Source organism: Pseudomonas morbosilactucae (assembly GCF_023241715.1).
Lineage (GTDB): Bacteria > Pseudomonadota > Gammaproteobacteria > Pseudomonadales > Pseudomonadaceae > Aquipseudomonas > Aquipseudomonas morbosilactucae.
In genome coordinates this window covers 95,589-113,879 of the sequence record NZ_JALQCW010000008.1, presented here as the reverse complement: position 1 = coordinate 113,879, position 18,291 = coordinate 95,589, and the positions used below count along the sequence as shown (strand labels likewise).

Genomic DNA, 18,291 nt, shown 5'->3' with positions numbered 1-18,291 from the left:
GTCGCCTGTGTTGGATCGATCATACGTCATCGTACAACGCTTGAAAAGATCCCAAATAACACCTTTGTTTCCCCGCCTAAAACCCGCATTTCAGCCCATAAAAGCGGCCTATTTCAAGTAATCACGCCAGCGAATTTGCAGCAAAGCCTCGTTCTTGAGCGGTTGCGAAAAGAGATCACACAACCATGCGAATAATTCGTAGACACCTAGAATGTCGTACGATAACGTATATCTAAACCCGCCCTATGGAGCCTCCTGCAACACCTTCTACTGCCAGTAGCACTCTTCAAACGAACCCAACAAAAACAATAAAAGAAGATCGCATGAACACCACACTACGCACCCTCGTTACCGTTGCGACCCTTGGCTTGTCTGTCTATGCCAACGCCGACTCCGCCAACATCAACTACCGCCACCAGTTCACTGAAGAGGACAGCGCCCACGCTGACCGAATCAAGTTGGGCTACCGCATGGACAGCGGCCTGGGCTTTGAAGCGGAAATCAAATACCGCACTGCCGGTGACCGTGAAGACGTTGCCTACGACAACATGGTCAACAACGGCCATGAGTTCACCGTCAGCTACAACTACAAGCTGAGCCCGCAGTCGACGCTGACTCCGGCGTTCCAGATGGACAGCTCGAAAGACTCCACCACCTACAAGTTCGGCCTCAAGTACAACTACAAGATCAACGACGCCTTCTATGTCGCGACCCGTTATCGTCTGGACGCGAAGAAACTTGATCGTGACCAGATCAATGAAGATGTACCTGATCGTGGCAAGGACAACCAAAACACCAACCGTTTTGAAGGTTGGCTGGGTTATACCCCCGCCAACAAGTGGGCTCTTGAATACCAGTACATCTACTTCAAGACCGACTACATCCGCTACGACAACAAAAAGAGCGACTACGAACAGAACATGATCGTGAAATACAAACTGACCAAGGAATGGGTCCCGTTCATGGAAATCGGTGATGTAAAAGTCAGCTCCACCACCGACGACCGTCAGGCGCGCTGGCGTCTGGGGATCCAGTACAACTTCATGTAAGTGCCGATCTTGCCCGGCGGTCGCGCATCGGCCGCCCGGCAGATTCCACGGATATCGTTCAACACGCAACCACTGCTTATTGGAAGGCCCCGCCATGACCCCATCGACTCCCTCTCGCAAACCCTTCAACCGCATCCTGCTGACGGGCGCCGCCGGCGGCCTTGGGCAGATCCTGCGGGAAAGCCTGCTGGCCCATGCGCACATCATCCGCGTCTCGGACATCAGCGACATGGCCGCCAGCCGTGGCGAACACGAGGAAGTGGTGCCTTGCGACCTGGCCGACAAGGCCGGCGTACTGGCCCTGGCCCAGGACGTGGATGCCATCGTCCACCTGGGTGGTATTTCGGTGGAGCGTCCGTTCGAGGAAATCCTCGCGGCCAACATCAGCGGCACCTTCCACATTTATGAAGCGGCCCGTAAACACGGGATCAAGCGCGTGATCTTCGCCAGCTCCAACCACGTCACCGGTTTTTATCCACAGGACGAAAAGATCGACGCTCAATCGCCGCGTCGCCCAGACGGCTACTACGGCCTGTCCAAGTCCTATGGCGAAGACCTGGCGACTTTCTATTTCCATCGCTACGGCATTGAAACCGTCAGCCTGCGCATCGGCTCCTCGTTCCCGGAACCGCGCAACCTACGCATGTTGTCCACCTGGCTCAGCTACCCGGACCTGGACCGCCTGGTGGAACGCGCCCTGCTCACTCAAGACGTTGGCCACACCGTGGTCTACGGCGTTTCCGCCAACCGCGACCTATGGTGGGACAACCGTTACGCCGCGCACCTGGGTTTTGCCCCTCAGGACAGCTCGGAACGCTTCCGCAGCCAGGTCGAACAGCAGCCCAAGCCGGCCGCCGATGACCCCAACGCCACCTTGCAAGGCGGTGCCTTCTGCGCAGCCGGCCCGTTCGGCGACTGAGTCGCCCGATAGCCCCCACTTTGGAAAGGACCGCCATGCAAGCCGAACTGATCGTCGATGCACAGAACGCCACCGGAGAAAGCCCGGTCTGGCACAGCGCTGAAAACGCCCTGTACTGGGTGGATATCCCGGCCGGGCGCCTGCACCGCTGGACCCCGGACGGGCAGACCCGTCACTGGCAATCCGAAGAAATGCTCGCCTGTATCGCCCGCAGCGCCGATGGCCAATGGCTGGCCGGCCAGGAAACCGGGTTGTTCCACCTCACGCCCGAGGACAACGGGCAACTGCGCGCCCGGCCCCTGGCCGCGGTTGAGCACGCCACCGCAAAAATGCGCTTCAACGACGGTCGCTGTGACCGCCAGGGGCGTTTCTGGGCCGGCACCATGCAGGTCAATATGGGCGGTGACAGCGTGGGCGGGTTGTACCGTTACGACGGTGAGCAGGCTGGCATCGTGCCGTTGCTGCAACCCCAACTGGAAGGCCTGGTGGTGCCCAACGGCCTGGCGTTCAGCCCGGACGGACGGACGATGTACCTGTCCGACTCGCACCCGAGCGTGCAACTGATCTGGGCATTCGACTACGACACAGACACCGGCACGCCATCCAATCGCCGGGTGTTCGTGGACATGAACCAGCATCCCGGGCGCCCGGACGGGGCCGCGGTGGACGCTGAAGGTTGCTACTGGATTTGCGCCAACGATGCGGGACTGATCCTGCGCTTCACCCCTGAAGGCAAACTCGACCGTTCCCTGGCCGTACCGGTGAAAAAACCGGCCATGTGCGCCTTTGGTGGCAGCGGCCTGGACACCTTGTTCGTCACCTCGATCCGTCCCCAGGGCGATCTCAGCGACCAACCCCTGGCTGGCGGCGTGTTCGCCTTGAACCCTGGGGTCAAGGGCTTGGCAGAACCTGTCGCCCGGGGCTGATCAGCCCGTCATACGTTCCCTTGCTGAAAACAACTGCGCGTCTGATTAGCCGCGCAGTGCTTGTTCCTCCGCTTCTTCATACGCCTGGCGCAGCCGCTCGCGACTGTTGGTCAGGTGCAGGCGCATCGCTGCCCGGGCCGACTCGGCATCCTTGCGGGCAATGGCCGAGTAGATTTCCTCGTGCTCACGGCTCAGGCGTTCCAAGTAGAGCTTCTGGTCGTCATGGGCCAGGCCCGCGGAGTTGAGCCGGGTCCGCGGAATGATGCTGGTGCCCAGGTGCAACATGATGTCAGTGAAGTAGCGGTTACCCGTGGCCAGGGAAATCTGCTGGTGGAACTGGAAATCCGCCGCCACCGCGTCGCTGGAGCGATTGACGCTGGCATTCAGGGTGTCCAGGGCTTCACGCATCAGACGCAGGTGCTCATCGGTACGCCGGGCACTGGCCAGGCCTGCCGACTCCACTTCCAGGCTGATACGCAGCTCAAGAATCGCCAGCACATCACGCAGGGTGACAATGGTCGCCGGGTCGATGCGAAAGCCGCTGGGGCTGGGGATATCCAACACAAAGGTGCCGATGCCGTGGCGGGTTTCCACCAGGCCACCGGCCTGCAGGCGGGAGATGGCTTCACGCACCACGGTGCGGCTGACCCCCTGCTCTTCCATGATCTGCGACTCGGTCGGCAGTTTGCTGCCACGGGAAATCTCGCCGTCGCGAATGCGCCGAGTGAACTCAGTCACCAGCTCCTGGGCCAGGCTGCGATGTTTACGGCGGGTACGAGGTTGGACGGTGGGTTGGTCCATGGCGAACGCTTGTCTCAGTCAACTGATAAGCGCCAATGATAGCTGACGCAGTTGTACGACAACAGTAAATTTGCGTACGAACCTCGCTGATTTATGGTTTAAAAAACCGCAACTGCTCTAGATCGACGGTTGCGGGGGTGTGGTTCAAGGTGGACTGGTAAAAACCACAAAGCCCGGGTAATCCATTGATTTCCCGGGCTTTTGTATGCAATTACGCTGGCAGAAGCGGTTTAGCAAAACACGCAATTACAGGTGGAAGTCGCCCGCCGCCTCCGGCTGGTAAAGCACTTTCCTGATCTCAATCCGGCGGGTCCGATCAGAAATTCGCCAGTCGATGGCATCCCCCTCCTGATAGCCCAGGATGGCGGCGCCGATGTCGGAATACACGGAATGCTTGCCTGCGTTGCTGTCCGCGTCTTCAGGGTAGACCAAGGCCACTTCGATCTCTTCGTCGTCCAGCTGCAGCAAGGCCCTGGAGTTCATCGTGACGACATTGCCCGCCACCTGCTGCGGCTTGACGACAATGGCTCGCTCAAGCTCATGTTCAAGTTCAACAACGGCCGGGCCTGGCTCGAGTGCGATTAGACTCTCGAGCCTGGCCTTGTCGATTTCAGTGATGTAAATCCTCGTGGAGTCGCCAACGGCCCCTTCGCGCAATAACTGGAGATAGCGCCCCACCGTCATGGAAAAGGACTTCAATGTCGGCGTTTCGCTCTCAAGCAGAAAGCCGCTGCGCAGAAAGGCTTTCAGCGAACGCGCGTTATCCGGGTGGATCTTGGCGATGAGCTTCTCGGCCCGCATGTCGAGGAAAGCCAGTTTCATGCCTTCGCGGATCGTGCGGGGGCCAAGGTTTCGGCCCCATTTGTCGCTGTCTCCGATAACCAGGACTATCTCGCAATTTGAGCCGGTCTTGATTAGACGGACAAAGCCCACCGGAGCGTCGTGCCGGTCATAGGCCATGAAGAATCGGCCGCCCTGATTGAATAGATGGGTCAGGATCGGCAATTGAGTCCGATCGATGACGTGCTCGATGGAGCGGGAGACATGACGCGAATCGCTCAGATAGCAGGTGACGCGCTCATCCTCCAACCAATCCATCAGCGTCAGCGCGTGCGCCCGAGTAATTTCAGGGCACAGCGAAATGAAAGGCTTGTTCATCTTCAGCACACTTACTTGTAAAGGTTGGAAGCCCGTCATGGTGATGGCCATGACGGTTCTTTCGGCAAACGGTGGGGGGCTGCGACAGTTTGCGGTTCCTTTATACGACGCTGCAGGCCCCCGAAATACGGGCACCCTTCGCGACAGTTTTAATGCTCTAAAACCAGGACCCCGTCCGGCTGTGGATAACTCACTCCACGGTGACCGACTTGGCCAGGTTGCGTGGCTGGTCGACATCGGTGCCTTTGAGCACGGCCACGTAATACGACAGCAACTGCAGCGGGATGGTGTAGAGGATCGGCGACAGGATGTCGTGGATATGGGGCATGTGGATAACGTGGGTGCCCTCGCCGTTGGTCATGCCAGCCTGTTCGTCGGCAAACACGATCAGTTGGCCGCCACGGGCGCGCACTTCCTGCAGGTTGGACTTGAGCTTCTCCAGCAGCTCGTTGTTCGGCGCCACGGTGACCACCGGCATGTCGTTATCCACAAGGGCCAACGGACCGTGCTTGAGCTCACCGGCCGGGTAGGCTTCGGCGTGGATATAGGAGATTTCCTTAAGCTTGAGCGAGCCTTCCATCGCCACCGGGTACTGGGCACCACGGCCAAGGAACAGGGTGTGGTGCTTGTCGGCGAACAGCTCGGCGGTCTTTTCCACCACGCCGTCCATGGCCAGGGCTTCGCCCAGGCGGACCGGCAGGCGACGCAGTTCTTCCACCAACTGGGCCTCGACGCCCGGCGCCAACGTACCGCGTACCTGGCCCAGGGACAGGGTCAGCAGCAGCAGGCCCACCAATTGGGTGGTGAAAGCCTTGGTCGAAGCCACGCCGATTTCACGACCGGCCTGGGTCAGCAGGGTCAGGTCGGACTCACGCACCAGGGAGCTGATGCCGACGTTGCAGATCGCCAGGCTGGCCAGGTAACCGCCGGCGTCGCTAGGCAAGGCCTTGGCGTTGCGCAACGCGGCCAGGGTGTCGGCGGTTTCACCGGACTGGGAGATGGTCACGAACAGGGTGTTGTCCTGCACCACCACCTTGCGATAGCGGAACTCGCTGGCAACTTCGACCTGGCAGGGAATGCCGGCCAGCTCTTCCAGCCAGTAACGGGCAACCATGCCGGCGTGGTAACTGGTGCCGCAAGCCACGATCTGCACGTTGCGTACCTTGGCGAACAGCTCGGCCGCCTGTGGACCGAAGGCCTGGACCAGCACTTGGTTGGCGCTCAGGCGGCCTTCCAGGGTGCGTTGCACCACGGACGGTTGCTCGTGGATTTCCTTGAGCATGAAGTGGCGGTACTCGCCCTTCTCGGCGGATTCGGCACTGTCACGGTATTGCACAGCTTCGCGCTCGACAGCACGGCCGGTCACGTCCCAGATCTGCACGCTGTCGCGGCGGATCTCGGCGATGTCGCCCTCTTCCAGGTACATGAATCGGTCGGTGACCTGGCGCAGGGCCAGTTGGTCGGAGGCGAGGAAGTTTTCCCCCAGGCCCAGACCGATCACCAGCGGGCTGCCACTGCGGGCTGCCACCAGGCGATCCGGCTGGCTGGCGCTGATCACGGCCAAACCGTAAGCCCCGTGGAGTTCCTTGACCGTGGCCTTGAGGGCCGTGGTCAGGTCACCCAGCTCCTTGAGCTTGTGATTGAGCAGGTGGGCGATGACTTCGGTGTCGGTGTCCGAGGTGAACACGTAACCCAGGGCCTTGAGCTGTTCACGCAGGGGGTCGTGGTTTTCGATGATGCCGTTGTGCACCACCGCCAGGTCGCCAGAGAAATGCGGGTGGGCATTACGCTCGCACGGCGCACCGTGGGTGGCCCAGCGGGTGTGGGCGATGCCCAGACGACCGACCAGGGGCTCGTTGACCAGGGCCTGTTCCAGCTCGCTGACTTTGCCCGGGCGACGCATGCGCTCCAGGGTGCCGGCGTTGGTGTACACCGCAACGCCTGCACTGTCGTAGCCGCGGTATTCGAGGCGCTTGAGGCCTTCCAGCAAAATGGCGGTGATATTGCGTTCAGCAACGGCGCCAACAATTCCACACATGGTTTTTCTCCTAGCTGACAGCCGCGCAAATCAGAGTTATGCCGCGGGCCTGGATCTGGTCGCGGGCCTCAAGGGGCAGGCGATCATCGGTAATAAGGGTATGGACACTGCTCCAAGGCAGCTCCAGGTTGGGAATCTTGCGGCCGATCTTGTCGGCCTCGACCATCACCACCACTTCCCGGGCCACTTCGGCCATGACCCGGCTCAAGCCCAGCAGCTCGTTGAAGGTGGTGGTCCCGCGCACCAGATCGATGCCGTCGGCACCGATAAACAGTTGGTCGAAATCGTAGGAACGCAGAACCTGCTCGGCCACTTGGCCCTGGAACGACTCGGAATGAGGGTCCCAGGTGCCACCGGTCATCAGCAACACCGGTTCGTGTTCCAGTTCGCTCAAGGCGCTGGCGACATTCAACGAGTTGGTCATGACCACCAGGCCGGGTTGCTGGCCCAGTTCGGGAATCATCGACGCGGTGGTACTGCCACTGTCGATGATGATCCGCGCGTGTTCGCGAATGCGTTTGACCGCCGCACGGGCGATGGCTTGTTTGTATTTGGAGACGGGCTGGCCAAGGTCGCTGACCAGCTCCTGGGGCATGGTGATCGCGCCGCCGTAACGACGCAGCAGCAGGCCATGGCTTTCGAGTGCCGCCAGGTCTTTACGGATCGTAACTTCCGAAGTTTCGAAATGCTTGGCCAACGCGTCAACGCTCACTTCGCCCTGTTCATTGAGCAAGGCGAGGATATTGTGGCGACGCTGGGGTGTGTTGCGTTTCGACATAGTGGCTTTAAGTTTCGATTCGAAAGATAACGGAAGCAATCAAAACCTATCGCAAGGAAATCGTCAAGCAGCGAACACAAAAAATGTAGGAGCCGGCTCGCCGGCGATCACGCCAGGCCGCCGGGTGGCGATGCTCGGACGCTTTCGCCGGCAAGCGGCTCCTACAGGTCAGGCAGGGTGTGGATAACTCAGGTCTTTTTGATTTTGACCGGGCGTTTCCAGCCGTCGATGTTGCGCTGGCGCGCGCGCGCCACAGCCAACTGGGACTTATCCACATTCTGATTGATGGTAGAACCGGCCGCCGTGTTTGAACCATCGCCAATGCTGACGGGGGCAACCAGCGAGTTGTTGGAGCCGATAAACACATCGTCGCCAATGGTGGTCTGGTACTTGTTGGCGCCGTCGTAGTTGCAGGTGATGGTGCCGGCGCCAATGTTGGTGCGCGCGCCGATCTCCGCGTCCCCGAGGTAAGTCAGGTGACCAGCCTTGGCGCCTTCGCCCAAGTGGGCATTCTTCAACTCGACAAAGTTACCCACATGGGCCCGAGCTCCCAGCACGCTGCCCGGGCGCAGGCGAGCGAACGGACCGGCATCGCTGCCCTCGCCCATGATCGCGCCGTCGATGTGGCTGTTGGCCTTGATCACCACGCCCTTGCCCAGGGTGCTGTCCTTGATCACGCAGTTCGGACCGATCACCACGTCGTCCTCGATCACCACACGGCCTTCGAGAATCACGTTGATGTCGATGATCACGTCGCGCCCCACACTGACCTCACCCCGAATGTCGAAGCGGGACGGATCACGCAGGGTCACGCCCTGGGCCATCAAGCGGCGAGCGGCACGCAGTTGGTAGTGACGCTCGAGTTCGGCCAGTTGCTTGCGATCGTTGGCGCCCTGCACTTCCATGGCGTCGTGGGGTTGCTCAGTGGCAACCACCAGGCCATCGCCAACGGCCATGGCAATCACGTCGGTGAGGTAGTACTCGCCCTGGGCGTTGTTGTTGGACAGGCGGCTCATCCAGTCGCCCAGGCGCTGGGCCGGCACCGCGAGAATCCCGGTGTTGCCTTCGGTGATGGCGCGCTGGGCATCGTTGGCGTCTTTCTGCTCGACGATGGCGGTCACTTGGCCGGTGGCGTCACGCACAATGCGGCCATAACCGGTGGGGTCGTCCAGCTCGACAGTGAGCAGGCCAAGCTGTTCGGGGCCGACCTTTTGCAGCAAGCGCTGCAGGGTGTCCACTTCGATCAGCGGCACGTCGCCGTAGAGGATCAGCACGGTGTCGGCGCTGATAAAAGGCACAGCCTGGGCCACTGCATGGCCGGTGCCGAGTTGCTTGTCCTGCAGCACAAAATTCAGATCGTCAGCCGCCAGGCGTTCGCGCACGGCATCGGCTCCGTGGCCGATGACCACATGGATGCGCTGTGGATCAAGTTGCCGGGCGCTGTGGATAACATGACCAAGCATGGAGTTGCCGGCGACCGGGTGAAGCACCTTAGGCAAGGCCGAACGCATGCGAGTGCCTTGACCGGCGGCGAGGATAACGATTTCAAGAGACATGACTGGCTACCAATCCTGGGAGGTCAGGCTGTGACCCAAAGGGGGGAGATGTTGCAGAAAAAGAAAAAGGGTAGCCGAGGCTACCCTTTTTAATCAATCGCACAGGACGTTTGCGGCTTAGCCGCCGAACTTCTTGCGGATCTGCTGGACGGTGCGCAGCTGAGCTGCGGCCTCGGCCAGACGTGCAGCAGCAGAACCGTAGTCGAAATCTGCGCCTTTTTCATTCAGGGCCTTCTCAGCAGCCTTGACGGCTTCCTGAGCGGAGGCTTCATCCAGGTCGGCAGCACGTTGCACGGTGTCGGCAAGAACCTTGACCATGTTCGGCTGAACCTCGAGGTACCCACCGGAGATGTAATACACCTCGGCTTCCCCACCCTGTTTGATCAGGCGGATCGGACCTGGTTTGAGTTCAGTGATCAGCGGAGCGTGACCCAGAGCGATACCAAGATCACCCAGGCTGCCGTGCGCAATCACCATCTCGACCAGGCCGGAAAAGATTTCTCCTTCCGCGCTGACGATATCGCAATGGACTGTCATAGCCATCTGCTTGCCTCAACCTGATTAGCGCCCGTTGCCGGGCGCCGGGATTACAGTTTCTTGGCTTTCTCGATCGCTTCTTCGATGCCGCCGACCATGTAGAACGCTTGTTCTGGCAGGTGGTCGTAGTCACCGTTGAGGATGCCTTTGAAGCCAGCGATGGTGTCTTTCAGGGAAACGTATTTGCCTGGAGAACCAGTGAAGACTTCAGCCACGAAGAACGGCTGCGACAAGAAGCGCTGGATCTTACGAGCACGGTTTACCAACTGCTTGTCGGCTTCCGACAGCTCGTCCATACCCAGGATCGCGATGATGTCCTTCAGCTCTTTGTAGCGCTGCAGCACGTACTGAACGCCGCGAGCGGTTTCGTAGTGCTCGTTGCCGATCACGTTCGGATCCAGCTGACGTGAAGTCGAGTCCAGTGGGTCTACCGCTGGGTAGATACCCAGGGAAGCGATGTCACGGGACAGAACGACGGTAGCGTCCAAGTGGGCGAAGGTGGTCGCTGGCGACGGGTCGGTCAAGTCGTCCGCAGGTACGTATACCGCTTGGATCGAGGTGATCGAACCTTCCTTGGTCGAAGTGATGCGCTCTTGCAGCACGCCCATCTCTTCAGCCAGGGTCGGCTGGTAACCTACTGCGGAAGGCATACGGCCCAGCAGTGCGGATACTTCAGTACCGGCCAGGGTGTAACGATAGATGTTGTCGACGAACAGCAGAACGTCGTTACCTTCGTCACGGAACTTCTCGGCCATGGTCAGGCCGGTCAGTGCTACGCGCAGACGGTTACCCGGCGGCTCGTTCATCTGACCGTAAACCAGTGCCACTTTGTCCAGAACGTTGGAGTCCTTCATCTCGTGGTAGAAGTCGTTACCCTCACGAGTACGCTCACCCACACCGGCGAACACGGAATAACCGCTGTGCTCGATGGCGATGTTACGGATCAGTTCCATCATGTTTACGGTTTTGCCTACACCGGCACCACCGAACAGACCGACTTTACCGCCCTTGGCGAACGGGCAAACCAGGTCGATAACCTTGATGCCGGTTTCCAGCAGGTCGTTGCCGCCTGCCTGTTCTGCGAAGGAAGGAGCGGCGCGGTGGATACCCCAGCGCTCTTCGGTGTCGATCGGGCCAGCTTCGTCGATCGGGTTACCGAGGACGTCCATGATCCGGCCCAGGGTCGCTTTACCGACCGGTACGGAGATGGCTGCACCGGAGTCGATAACGTCCAGACCGCGCTTCAAGCCTTCGGTGGAACCCATCGCAATGGTACGAACTACGCCGTCGCCCAGCTGTTGCTGAACTTCCAGAGTAGTTTCCGCGCCTTGTACTTTCAGCGCGTTGTAGATGCTCGGTACGCTGTCGCGTGGAAATTCCACGTCGATAACGGCGCCGATGATTTGAACGATACGTCCGCTACTCATAGCTGGATCCTCTGAATATTTGAACCGTTAAACCGCGGCAGCGCCGCCGACGATTTCCGAGATCTCTTGGGTGATCGCAGCCTGACGCGCCTTGTTGTAGATCAGCTGCAAATCGCTGATCAAATCACCGGCGTTGTCGGTAGCGTTCTTCATTGCGATCATCCGCGCCGCTTGTTCAGCTGCGTTGTTCTCGACCACCGCCTGGTAGACCTGCGACTCCACGTAACGGACCATCAAGCCGTCGAGCAGCTCCTTGGCATCCGGTTCGTAGAGGTAGTCCCAGTGGTGCTTGAGTTCTTGCTCTGGGGTTGCCACCAGCGGAATCAACTGCTCCACGGTAGGCTGTTGCGTCATGGTGTTGATGAACTTGTTGGACACCACGGACAGGCGGTCAATACGGCCTTCCAGGTAAGCATCCAGCATCACCTTGACGCTGCCGATCAGGTCATTGATCGACGGTTCTTCACCCAGATGGCTGATAGCTGCAACGACGTTACCGCCGAAGTTGCGGAAGAAGGCCGCACCCTTGCTACCGACCACGCACAGATCGATCTCGACGCCGTTTTCGCGGTTTACCGCCATGTCCTTGACCAGGGCCTTGAACAGGTTGGTGTTCAAGCCACCACACAGACCACGGTCACTGCTCACCACAACGTAACCGACGCGCTTGATAGCACGGTCGATCATGAAAGGGTGACGATATTCCGGGTTGGCGTTGGCCAGATGACCAATAACCTGGCGGATGCGCTCCGCATAAGGACGGCTAGCAGCCATGCGCATTTGTGCCTTGCGCATTTTGCTGACCGCCACTTTTTCCATGGCGCTGGTAATTTTTTGCGTGCTTTTGATGCTCGCAATCTTACTGCGAATCTCTTTTGCGCCTGCCATGTAACACCTATCAGGTTAGCAAGCGGGAGCCTTGCGGCTCCCGCTGCGGCTTACCAGGTTTGGGTGGCCTTGAACTTCTCGATACCGGCTTTCAGGCCAGCGTCGATTTCGTCATTGAAGTCACCCTTCACGTTGATCTTCGCCATCAAATCGGCGTGATCGCGGTTGAAGTAAGCAATCAGCGCTTGTTCAAAGCTGCCGACCTTGGCGATTTCGACGTCAGTCAGGAACCCACGCTCAGCGGCATACAGCGACAGCGACATGTCGGCGATCGACATTGGCGCGTATTGCTTCTGCTTCATCAGCTCGGTAACGCGCTGACCATGCTCAAGTTGCTTACGGGTCGCTTCGTCCAGGTCAGAAGCGAACTGGGCGAATGCCGCCAGTTCACGGTACTGAGCCAGAGCGGTACGGATACCACCGGAGAGCTTCTTGATGATCTTGGTCTGAGCGGCGCCACCTACACGGGATACCGAAACACCGGCGTTCACTGCCGGACGGATGCCGGAGTTGAACATGGCCGATTCCAGGAAGATCTGACCGTCGGTGATGGAAATCACGTTGGTCGGAACGAACGCGGAAACGTCGCCAGCCTGGGTTTCGATGATCGGCAGAGCGGTCAGGGAACCGGTTTTGCCAGTCACTGCGCCGTTGGTGAACTTCTCTACGTACTCTTCCGAAACGCGGGATGCGCGCTCCAGCAGACGGGAGTGGAGATAGAACACGTCGCCTGGGTAAGCTTCACGGCCTGGTGGACGGCGCAGCAGCAGGGAAATCTGGCGGTAAGCCACTGCTTGCTTGGACAGATCGTCATAAACGATCAGCGCGTCTTCACCGCGGTCGCGGAAGAATTCGCCCATGGTGCAACCGGAGTACGGTGCCAGGAACTGCAGCGCAGGAGATTCGGAAGCACTGGCGGCCACAACGATGGTGTTGGCCAGGGCGCCGTTTTCTTCCAGCTTGCGAACCACGTTAGCGATGGTCGATTGTTTCTGACCGATCGCTACGTAAACGCAGAAAATGCCGCTGTCTTTCTGGTTGATGATCGCGTCGATCGCCAGAGCGGTTTTACCGATCTGACGGTCACCGATGATCAGCTCACGCTGGCCACGGCCGACTGGGATCATGGCATCGACAGCCTTGTAGCCAGTCTGTACAGGCTGGTCTACCGACTTACGCCAGATCACGCCTGGAGCAACTTTCTCGACCGCGTCGGTCTCGGTGTTGTTCAGCGGACCTTTGCCGTCAACTGGGTTACCCAGTGCGTCGACTACGCGACCCAGCAGTTCCTTACCAACCGGAACTTCGAGGATGCGGCCAGTGCACTTGGCGCTCATGCCTTCAGCCAGAGAGGTGTATGCGCCCAGTACAACGGCACCTACAGAGTCTTGCTCAAGGTTGAGGGCCATACCGTAGACGCCGCCCGGAAACTCGATCATCTCGCCGTACATAACGTCGGCCAGACCGTGAATCCGCACGATGCCGTCAGATACGCTGACGACAGTGCCTTCGTTACGGGCTTGGGAGGTCACATCGAGCTTGTCGATGCGGCCCTTGATAATTTCACTTATTTCGGAAGGATTGAGTTGCTGCATTGCTCTGCTGCCCCTTCAAACTCAAGATTTCAATGCTTCGGCAAGGTTCGCGAGTTTCCCGCGAATCGAGCCATCGATAACCAGGTCGCCGGCGCGGATTACGACGCCACCAATCAGGCTGGCATCCTCCGCAGCGTGCAGGCGCACTTCCCGGCCGAGCCGTGCACTGAGAACCTTGGCGAGTTTGTCTTGCTGTTCTTGGTTCAATGCAAAAGCACTGGTCACATCCACATCCACCGACTTCTCTTGTTCGGCCTTGTACAGGTCGAACAGAGCGGAGATCTCCGGCAACAGCAGGAGACGGTCGTTTTCGGCGGCAACGTGAATGAAATTCTGTGCCTGGACATCAAACTTGTCGCCACACACGTCGATAAACGTGGTGGCCTTTTCTGCGCTCGTCAGTCGCGGGGCCTTAAGCACGCGCTGCATGGTGTCATCTTGTGACACCGCTGCAGCCAGGCCGAGCATGGCTGACCAAGAGGCCAGCTGCTGGTGGGCCTGAGCGTGCTCGAAGGCGCCTTAGCGTAAGGTCGGGCCAACGTGGTCAATTCTGCCATGATCGCCCTCGCTTAAATTTCAGCAGCCAGTTTGTTAACCAGCTCTGCGTGCGCGTTTTGATCGATTGTGGCGCCCAGGATCTTCTCTGCACCATTGACCGCCAAGCTGCCCAGTTGGGCGCGCAGCGCGTCTTTGACGCCGTTCAGTTCCTGTTCGATCTCGGCCTGAGCCTGAGCCTTCACACGTTCAGCTTCGACACGAGCCTGTTCACGGGCTTCGTCGACGATCTGAGTGCCGCGTTTCTTGGCTTGCTCAATGATTTCAGCTGCCTGAGCCTTAGCTTCGCGAAGTTGCTGACCCGCTTTATCTTGGGCCAGTTCCAGGTCACGAGCTGCTCGGTTGGCAGCGTCCAGTCCATCCGCGATCTTCTTTTGACGTTCGTGCAAAGCAGCAATGACCGGAGGCCAAATGAACTTCATGCAGAACAGTACAAAAATTAAGAACGCAACGGACTGGCCAATCAGGGTTGCATTAATGTTCACGCCAACACCTCGCTCGTTCGTTGTCCATCACACCAATCAACTCGAATAATCGAGTGATTAGCCAGCGAGTTGGCCAACGAAGGGGTTCGCGAAGGTGAAGAACAAAGCGATACCAACGCCGATCATGGTTACGGCGTCGAGCAGACCGGCAACGATGAACATTTTAACTTGCAGCATTGGAACCATTTCTGGTTGGCGAGCAGCGCCTTCCAGGAATTTGCCGCCCAACAGGCCGAAACCAATTGCGGTACCCAGTGCGCCCAGGCCGATCAACAGTGCAACAGCGATAGCGGTTAGACCAACTACAGTTTCCATCTTTCCTCCCGACTTTTACGTCGTATGGTTTAGGTTTTTTTAATTTAAAGCGGTAAAACAAATCGTTTCATCAAGCCCTAAGCGGGCCCCCTCTCGTTTGACCGAGAGGGACATCAGACTAGTCGAGACTGGTCTTAATGGTTCTCTTCGTGCGCCATCGACAGGTAGACGATGGTCAGCATCATGAAGATAAACGCTTGCAGGGTGATGATCAGGATGTGGAACACAGCCCACGCCCATTGCAGCACCACGCCCAGGCCGCTGAGCCAGAGCAGGCCGCTGCCGAACATCACAGCGATCAGGATGAACACCAGCTCGCCAGCGTACATGTTGCCGAACAGACGCAGTGCCAGAGAGATTGGCTTGGCGATCAGCGTCACGAACTCCAGCAGGAAGTTCACCGGAATCAGCAGCGCTTGAACGAAGATGTTCTTGCTGCCGAACGGGTGCAGGGTCAGTTCGCCGATGAAGCCGCCGAAGCCCTTGATCTTGATGCTGTAGAAGATGATCAACGCGAACACCGACAGGGCCATGCCCAGGGTAGCGTTCGGGTCAGTGGTGGATACGGCACGGAATGGAATGTGCGCATCACCGGAGATCAGCATGGCCAGTTGTGGAATCCAGTCCACCGGCACCAGGTCGATGGCGTTCATCAAGAACACCCAGACGAAGATGGTCAGCGCCAGCGGTGCAATCACCGGGCTGCGGCCGTGGAAACTGTCCTTCACGCTGCCATCGACGAAGCCCACCAGCACTTCAACGAAGTTCTGCAGCGCGCCAGGCACGCCGGAGGTAGCTTTCTTGGCCGCCATGCGGAAAAGAAGAACGAAAATCACACCCAGTGCAACAGACCAGCCGAGGGTATCGACGTGGAATGCCCAGAAGCCCATTTCCTTGGCTTCTGCTGCGGTGTGGGCGAAGCCCCAGCCGCCATTGGGTAGCTGACCGAAGGTCAGGTTCTGCAAGTGGTGCTGGATATAGCCCGAAGCGGTTGTTTCTGCCATGGTTGCCTCAAACGCCCTAAGGTCTCGAAAGTCTTGTTCTCATTAGCAGGGGAGCGAACCAGCTGACCATTTGGGTCAGCACGAAGACGCCGAATACAGCTAGCGGCGCCAATGGCTTCACACCTGCGAACGTCAATGCAAACAGCACTGCCGTCAAAATCAGTTTGCCCGCCTCACCGGCATAAAAAGACCGGACGATGGCTTGGGCTGCTCGGGCGCCGGAAAACCGAAATGCCCTGTGAGCGAAGTACACATTGGGTAGCAAGGCTATCAGTCCTCCGCAAAGGCCCGAATACCCGGCAACGACTCCATGCCATTGCCACAGCGCCAAAGCGGCCAGCAGCAACACAACACATTGAGCCAATAACACGGGAAAAACCGCCAAGCGATGGAACGGCAAGCGGTTTGGCGTGCGGGTTTCCATCACTCTTGCTCCTCAAAGGCCGGCTGCCAGAATTCAATAACTTGGCATAATTTGTGCCGACAAAATGCGCGCAGAGTATAGGGGCGGTTCAGCCCCTATTCAACTGCCAGGTAGTGATTTCCGACTGCGCGCTACATGAGGAAATGTTTCAGCGGATGTGTGCGAGGACGCCCTGCAACTCATCGAGGGAGTTGTAGCCAATCACCAACTGCCCTTTCCCCTTCTTGCCGTGGCGGATCTGCACCGCAGAGCCCAGGCGCTCGGCCAGGCGCTGTTCGAGGCGAGCGATATCCGGGTCGGGTTTGGCCGCTTCCACGGGCTCCGGTTTGCCACTCAACCACTGGCGAACCAATGCCTCGGTTTGGCGCACAGTCAGCCCTCGTGCGACAACATGTCGCGCCCCTTCCACCTGCTGATTTTCCGGCAAGCCGAGCAAGGCACGGGCATGGCCCATTTCCAGGTCGCCATGGGACAGCATGGTCTTGATTACTTCCGGCAGCGCGATCAGGCGCAACAGGTTGGCCACGGTCACCCGCGACTTGCCCACTGCCTCAGCCACTTGTTGTTGGGTCAGCTGGAACTCCTGCTGCAAACGCTGCAGGGCCACGGCTTCTTCCACCGGGTTGAGGTCTTCGCGCTGGATGTTCTCGATCAGCGCCATGGCAATCGCGGTTTCATCCGGCACATCGCGGACCATGGCCGGAATGGTTTCCTGGCCAGCCTGCTGGCTGGCACGCCAGCGGCGTTCACCGGCAATGATTTCAAAGCGGCCGCTGCCGATGGGGCGCACCACAATGGGCTGCATCACACCTTGGGCCCTGATCGACTGAGCCAGTTCTTCCAGCGCCTGGGGATCCATGTCCCGACGCGGCTGGTATTTGCCACGCTGGATCAGGTCCAGGGGCAGGTGCTGCAGTTCACGCGAATCCGCCTGCACCGCTTGTTCTTCCAGGGCGCTGACGGTCGGACCACTCAACAGAGCATCCAGTCCACGTCCGAGACCTCGTTTCTTGACGGCCATGGGGATTCCTTAAGTTGGCAGGGCGGCGGCGGCGCGTGAGTTTTTCCGTTGCCGGCGAACCATCTCGCCCGCCAGGGCCAGATAGGCCAGCGCGCCACGGGATTGTTTGTCATAGGCCAACGCCGGCATGCCGTAACTCGGAGCTTCTGCCAGGCGGATGTTGCGTGGAATCACGGTGTCGTACAGCTGCTCGCCAAAGTGTTCCTTGAGCTGCGCCGAAACATCGTTCATCAGGCTCAGGCGCGGGTCGAACATGGTCCGCAGCAGGCCCTCGATCTTCAGCTCGGGGTTGAGCAATTCAGCGATGCGCTTGATGTTATCCACAAGGTCGCTCAAACCTTCCAGCGCGTAGTACTCGCACTGCATGGGGATAATTACCCCATCGGCGGCCACCAAGGCGTTGAGGGTGAGCATCGACAACGACGGCGGGCAGTCGATCAAGATGTAATCGTAGTTCTCGCGAATCGGCGCCAGGGCGCTGCGCAGACGGCTTTCCTTCATCTGCATTTCCAGCAGAACCACTTCCGCCGCGGTCAGGTCGCGGTTGGCCGGCAGCAATTGGTAACCGCCGTGCTCCGAGAAGTGCATGGCCTGGGCCAGGTCGCACTCGCCGATCAACAGGTCGTAGACCGAGTTTTCCAAGCCGTGTTTATCCACACCGCTACCCATGGTGGCGTTGCCCTGTGGATCAAGATCGATCAACAGCACCCGGCGCTTGGTAGCGACCAGGGAAGCTGCGAGGTTGATGCAGGTGGTGGTCTTGCCCACGCCACCTTTTTGGTTCGCTATCGCGAATACCTTAGCCATTCTTGCTT

The 18,291-nt window shown here is 59.0% G+C and carries 18 protein-coding genes and 1 pseudogene; 3 read left to right on the top strand and 16 right to left on the bottom strand.

Going from position 1 to position 18,291, the window contains the following annotated elements:
* Positions 1–323 precede the first annotated feature (323 nt).
* The 3 genes from M1B34_RS05075 (at position 324) to M1B34_RS05065 (ending at position 2,894) form a co-directional block, all read left to right on the top strand.
* Positions 324–1,049: an oligogalacturonate-specific porin KdgM family protein gene (locus tag M1B34_RS05075; protein ID WP_123327976.1), complete on the top strand. Its 726-nt coding sequence runs from the start codon at positions 324–326 to the stop codon at positions 1,047–1,049.
* Positions 1,050–1,143: 94 nt separating this feature from the next.
* Positions 1,144–1,968: an NAD-dependent epimerase/dehydratase family protein gene (locus M1B34_RS05070; RefSeq protein WP_123327977.1), complete on the top strand. Its 825-nt coding sequence runs from the start codon at positions 1,144–1,146 to the stop codon at positions 1,966–1,968.
* Between the two features lie 35 nt (positions 1,969–2,003).
* Entirely contained in the window at positions 2,004–2,894 is an 891-nt protein-coding gene (locus M1B34_RS05065; protein WP_268264571.1) for an SMP-30/gluconolactonase/LRE family protein, read from the top strand.
* A 45-nt stretch (positions 2,895–2,939) separates the two neighbouring features.
* Here M1B34_RS05065 and M1B34_RS05060 read toward each other — a convergent pair whose 3' ends face one another.
* The 16 genes and pseudogenes from M1B34_RS05060 to M1B34_RS04985 form a co-directional block, all read right to left on the bottom strand.
* Positions 2,940–3,695 carry a FadR/GntR family transcriptional regulator gene (locus M1B34_RS05060; RefSeq protein WP_123327979.1) on the bottom strand — a complete coding sequence of 252 codons (756 nt, stop codon included), beginning with the start codon at positions 3,693–3,695 and terminating at the stop codon, positions 2,940–2,942.
* 246 nt (positions 3,696–3,941) lie between these two features.
* Positions 3,942–4,904 carry a bifunctional GNAT family N-acetyltransferase/nucleoside diphosphate kinase regulator gene (locus M1B34_RS05055; RefSeq protein WP_268264570.1) on the bottom strand — a complete coding sequence of 321 codons (963 nt, stop codon included), beginning with the start codon at positions 4,902–4,904 and terminating at the stop codon, positions 3,942–3,944.
* A 139-nt stretch (positions 4,905–5,043) separates the two neighbouring features.
* Positions 5,044–6,891, bottom strand: coding sequence for a glutamine--fructose-6-phosphate transaminase (isomerizing) (gene glmS / locus M1B34_RS05050; protein WP_268264569.1), 1,848 nt, complete (start codon positions 6,889–6,891; stop codon positions 5,044–5,046).
* 10 nt (positions 6,892–6,901) lie between these two features.
* Complete coding sequence (locus M1B34_RS05045; RefSeq protein ID WP_123327981.1) at positions 6,902–7,669, bottom strand: DeoR/GlpR family DNA-binding transcription regulator; 768 nt, start codon at positions 7,667–7,669, stop codon at positions 6,902–6,904.
* 188 nt (positions 7,670–7,857) lie between these two features.
* Positions 7,858–9,225, bottom strand: a complete 1,368-nt coding sequence (gene glmU / locus M1B34_RS05040; RefSeq protein WP_268264568.1) for a bifunctional UDP-N-acetylglucosamine diphosphorylase/glucosamine-1-phosphate N-acetyltransferase GlmU — start codon at positions 9,223–9,225, stop codon at positions 7,858–7,860.
* A 117-nt stretch (positions 9,226–9,342) separates the two neighbouring features.
* Positions 9,343–9,768, bottom strand: a complete 426-nt coding sequence (locus M1B34_RS05035) for a F0F1 ATP synthase subunit epsilon (protein ID WP_123327983.1) — start codon at positions 9,766–9,768, stop codon at positions 9,343–9,345.
* A 44-nt stretch (positions 9,769–9,812) separates the two neighbouring features.
* Entirely contained in the window at positions 9,813–11,189 is a 1,377-nt protein-coding gene (gene atpD / locus M1B34_RS05030) for a F0F1 ATP synthase subunit beta (protein ID WP_123327984.1), read from the bottom strand.
* A 27-nt stretch (positions 11,190–11,216) separates the two neighbouring features.
* The gene (gene atpG, locus M1B34_RS05025) at positions 11,217–12,077 is read right to left on the bottom strand and encodes a F0F1 ATP synthase subunit gamma (protein ID WP_123327985.1); all 861 of its coding nucleotides are present in this window, start codon (positions 12,075–12,077) and stop codon (positions 11,217–11,219) included.
* 50 nt (positions 12,078–12,127) lie between these two features.
* Positions 12,128–13,672, bottom strand: a complete 1,545-nt coding sequence (gene atpA, locus M1B34_RS05020; protein WP_123327986.1) for a F0F1 ATP synthase subunit alpha — start codon at positions 13,670–13,672, stop codon at positions 12,128–12,130.
* A gap of 21 nt (positions 13,673–13,693) precedes the next feature.
* Positions 13,694–14,229, bottom strand: a pseudogene (locus M1B34_RS05015) (F0F1 ATP synthase subunit delta).
* Between the two features lie 12 nt (positions 14,230–14,241).
* On the bottom strand, positions 14,242–14,712 hold the full coding sequence (locus M1B34_RS05010; protein WP_123327988.1) for a F0F1 ATP synthase subunit B: 471 nt from the start codon (positions 14,710–14,712) through the stop codon (positions 14,242–14,244).
* Positions 14,713–14,769: 57 nt separating this feature from the next.
* Complete coding sequence (gene atpE / locus M1B34_RS05005; RefSeq protein WP_002555987.1) at positions 14,770–15,027, bottom strand: F0F1 ATP synthase subunit C; 258 nt, start codon at positions 15,025–15,027, stop codon at positions 14,770–14,772.
* A 134-nt stretch (positions 15,028–15,161) separates the two neighbouring features.
* The gene (atpB, locus tag M1B34_RS05000; RefSeq protein WP_123327989.1) at positions 15,162–16,031 is read right to left on the bottom strand and encodes a F0F1 ATP synthase subunit A; all 870 of its coding nucleotides are present in this window, start codon (positions 16,029–16,031) and stop codon (positions 15,162–15,164) included.
* Between the two features lie 16 nt (positions 16,032–16,047).
* Positions 16,048–16,455: a F0F1 ATP synthase subunit I gene (locus M1B34_RS04995; protein ID WP_268261141.1), complete on the bottom strand. Its 408-nt coding sequence runs from the start codon at positions 16,453–16,455 to the stop codon at positions 16,048–16,050.
* A 148-nt stretch (positions 16,456–16,603) separates the two neighbouring features.
* Positions 16,604–17,476 (bottom strand): ParB/RepB/Spo0J family partition protein, encoded by an 873-nt coding sequence (locus M1B34_RS04990; RefSeq protein WP_123327991.1) that lies wholly within the window; start codon positions 17,474–17,476, stop codon positions 16,604–16,606.
* Positions 17,477–17,485: 9 nt separating this feature from the next.
* A complete protein-coding gene (locus M1B34_RS04985) occupies positions 17,486–18,283 on the bottom strand; it encodes a ParA family protein (RefSeq protein WP_123327992.1) in 798 nt (265 codons plus the stop codon).
* Positions 18,284–18,291: the final 8 nt, after the last annotated feature.

What these genes read in the sequence shown, in the direction of transcription:
- M1B34_RS05075 (WP_123327976.1), top strand. Translation starts at nt 324, where the DNA reads ATGAACACCACACTACGCACCCTCGTTACCGTTGCGACCCTTGGCTTG.
- M1B34_RS05070 (WP_123327977.1), top strand. Translation starts at nt 1,144, where the DNA reads ATGACCCCATCGACTCCCTCTCGCAAACCCTTCAACCGCATCCTGCTG.
- M1B34_RS05065 (WP_268264571.1), top strand. Translation starts at nt 2,004, where the DNA reads ATGCAAGCCGAACTGATCGTCGATGCACAGAACGCCACCGGAGAAAGC.
- M1B34_RS05060 (WP_123327979.1), bottom strand. Translation starts at nt 3,695, where the DNA reads ATGGACCAACCCACCGTCCAACCTCGTACCCGCCGTAAACATCGCAGC.
- M1B34_RS05055 (WP_268264570.1), bottom strand. Translation starts at nt 4,904, where the DNA reads ATGGCCATCACCATGACGGGCTTCCAACCTTTACAAGTAAGTGTGCTG.
- glmS (WP_268264569.1), bottom strand. Translation starts at nt 6,891, where the DNA reads ATGTGTGGAATTGTTGGCGCCGTTGCTGAACGCAATATCACCGCCATT.
- M1B34_RS05045 (WP_123327981.1), bottom strand. Translation starts at nt 7,669, where the DNA reads ATGTCGAAACGCAACACACCCCAGCGTCGCCACAATATCCTCGCCTTG.
- glmU (WP_268264568.1), bottom strand. Translation starts at nt 9,225, where the DNA reads ATGTCTCTTGAAATCGTTATCCTCGCCGCCGGTCAAGGCACTCGCATG.
- M1B34_RS05035 (WP_123327983.1), bottom strand. Translation starts at nt 9,768, where the DNA reads ATGGCTATGACAGTCCATTGCGATATCGTCAGCGCGGAAGGAGAAATC.
- atpD (WP_123327984.1), bottom strand. Translation starts at nt 11,189, where the DNA reads ATGAGTAGCGGACGTATCGTTCAAATCATCGGCGCCGTTATCGACGTG.
- atpG (WP_123327985.1), bottom strand. Translation starts at nt 12,077, where the DNA reads ATGGCAGGCGCAAAAGAGATTCGCAGTAAGATTGCGAGCATCAAAAGC.
- atpA (WP_123327986.1), bottom strand. Translation starts at nt 13,672, where the DNA reads ATGCAGCAACTCAATCCTTCCGAAATAAGTGAAATTATCAAGGGCCGC.
- atpE (WP_002555987.1), bottom strand. Translation starts at nt 15,027, where the DNA reads ATGGAAACTGTAGTTGGTCTAACCGCTATCGCTGTTGCACTGTTGATC.
- atpB (WP_123327989.1), bottom strand. Translation starts at nt 16,031, where the DNA reads ATGGCAGAAACAACCGCTTCGGGCTATATCCAGCACCACTTGCAGAAC.
- M1B34_RS04995 (WP_268261141.1), bottom strand. Translation starts at nt 16,455, where the DNA reads ATGGAAACCCGCACGCCAAACCGCTTGCCGTTCCATCGCTTGGCGGTT.
- M1B34_RS04990 (WP_123327991.1), bottom strand. Translation starts at nt 17,476, where the DNA reads ATGGCCGTCAAGAAACGAGGTCTCGGACGTGGACTGGATGCTCTGTTG.
- M1B34_RS04985 (WP_123327992.1), bottom strand. Translation starts at nt 18,283, where the DNA reads ATGGCTAAGGTATTCGCGATAGCGAACCAAAAAGGTGGCGTGGGCAAG.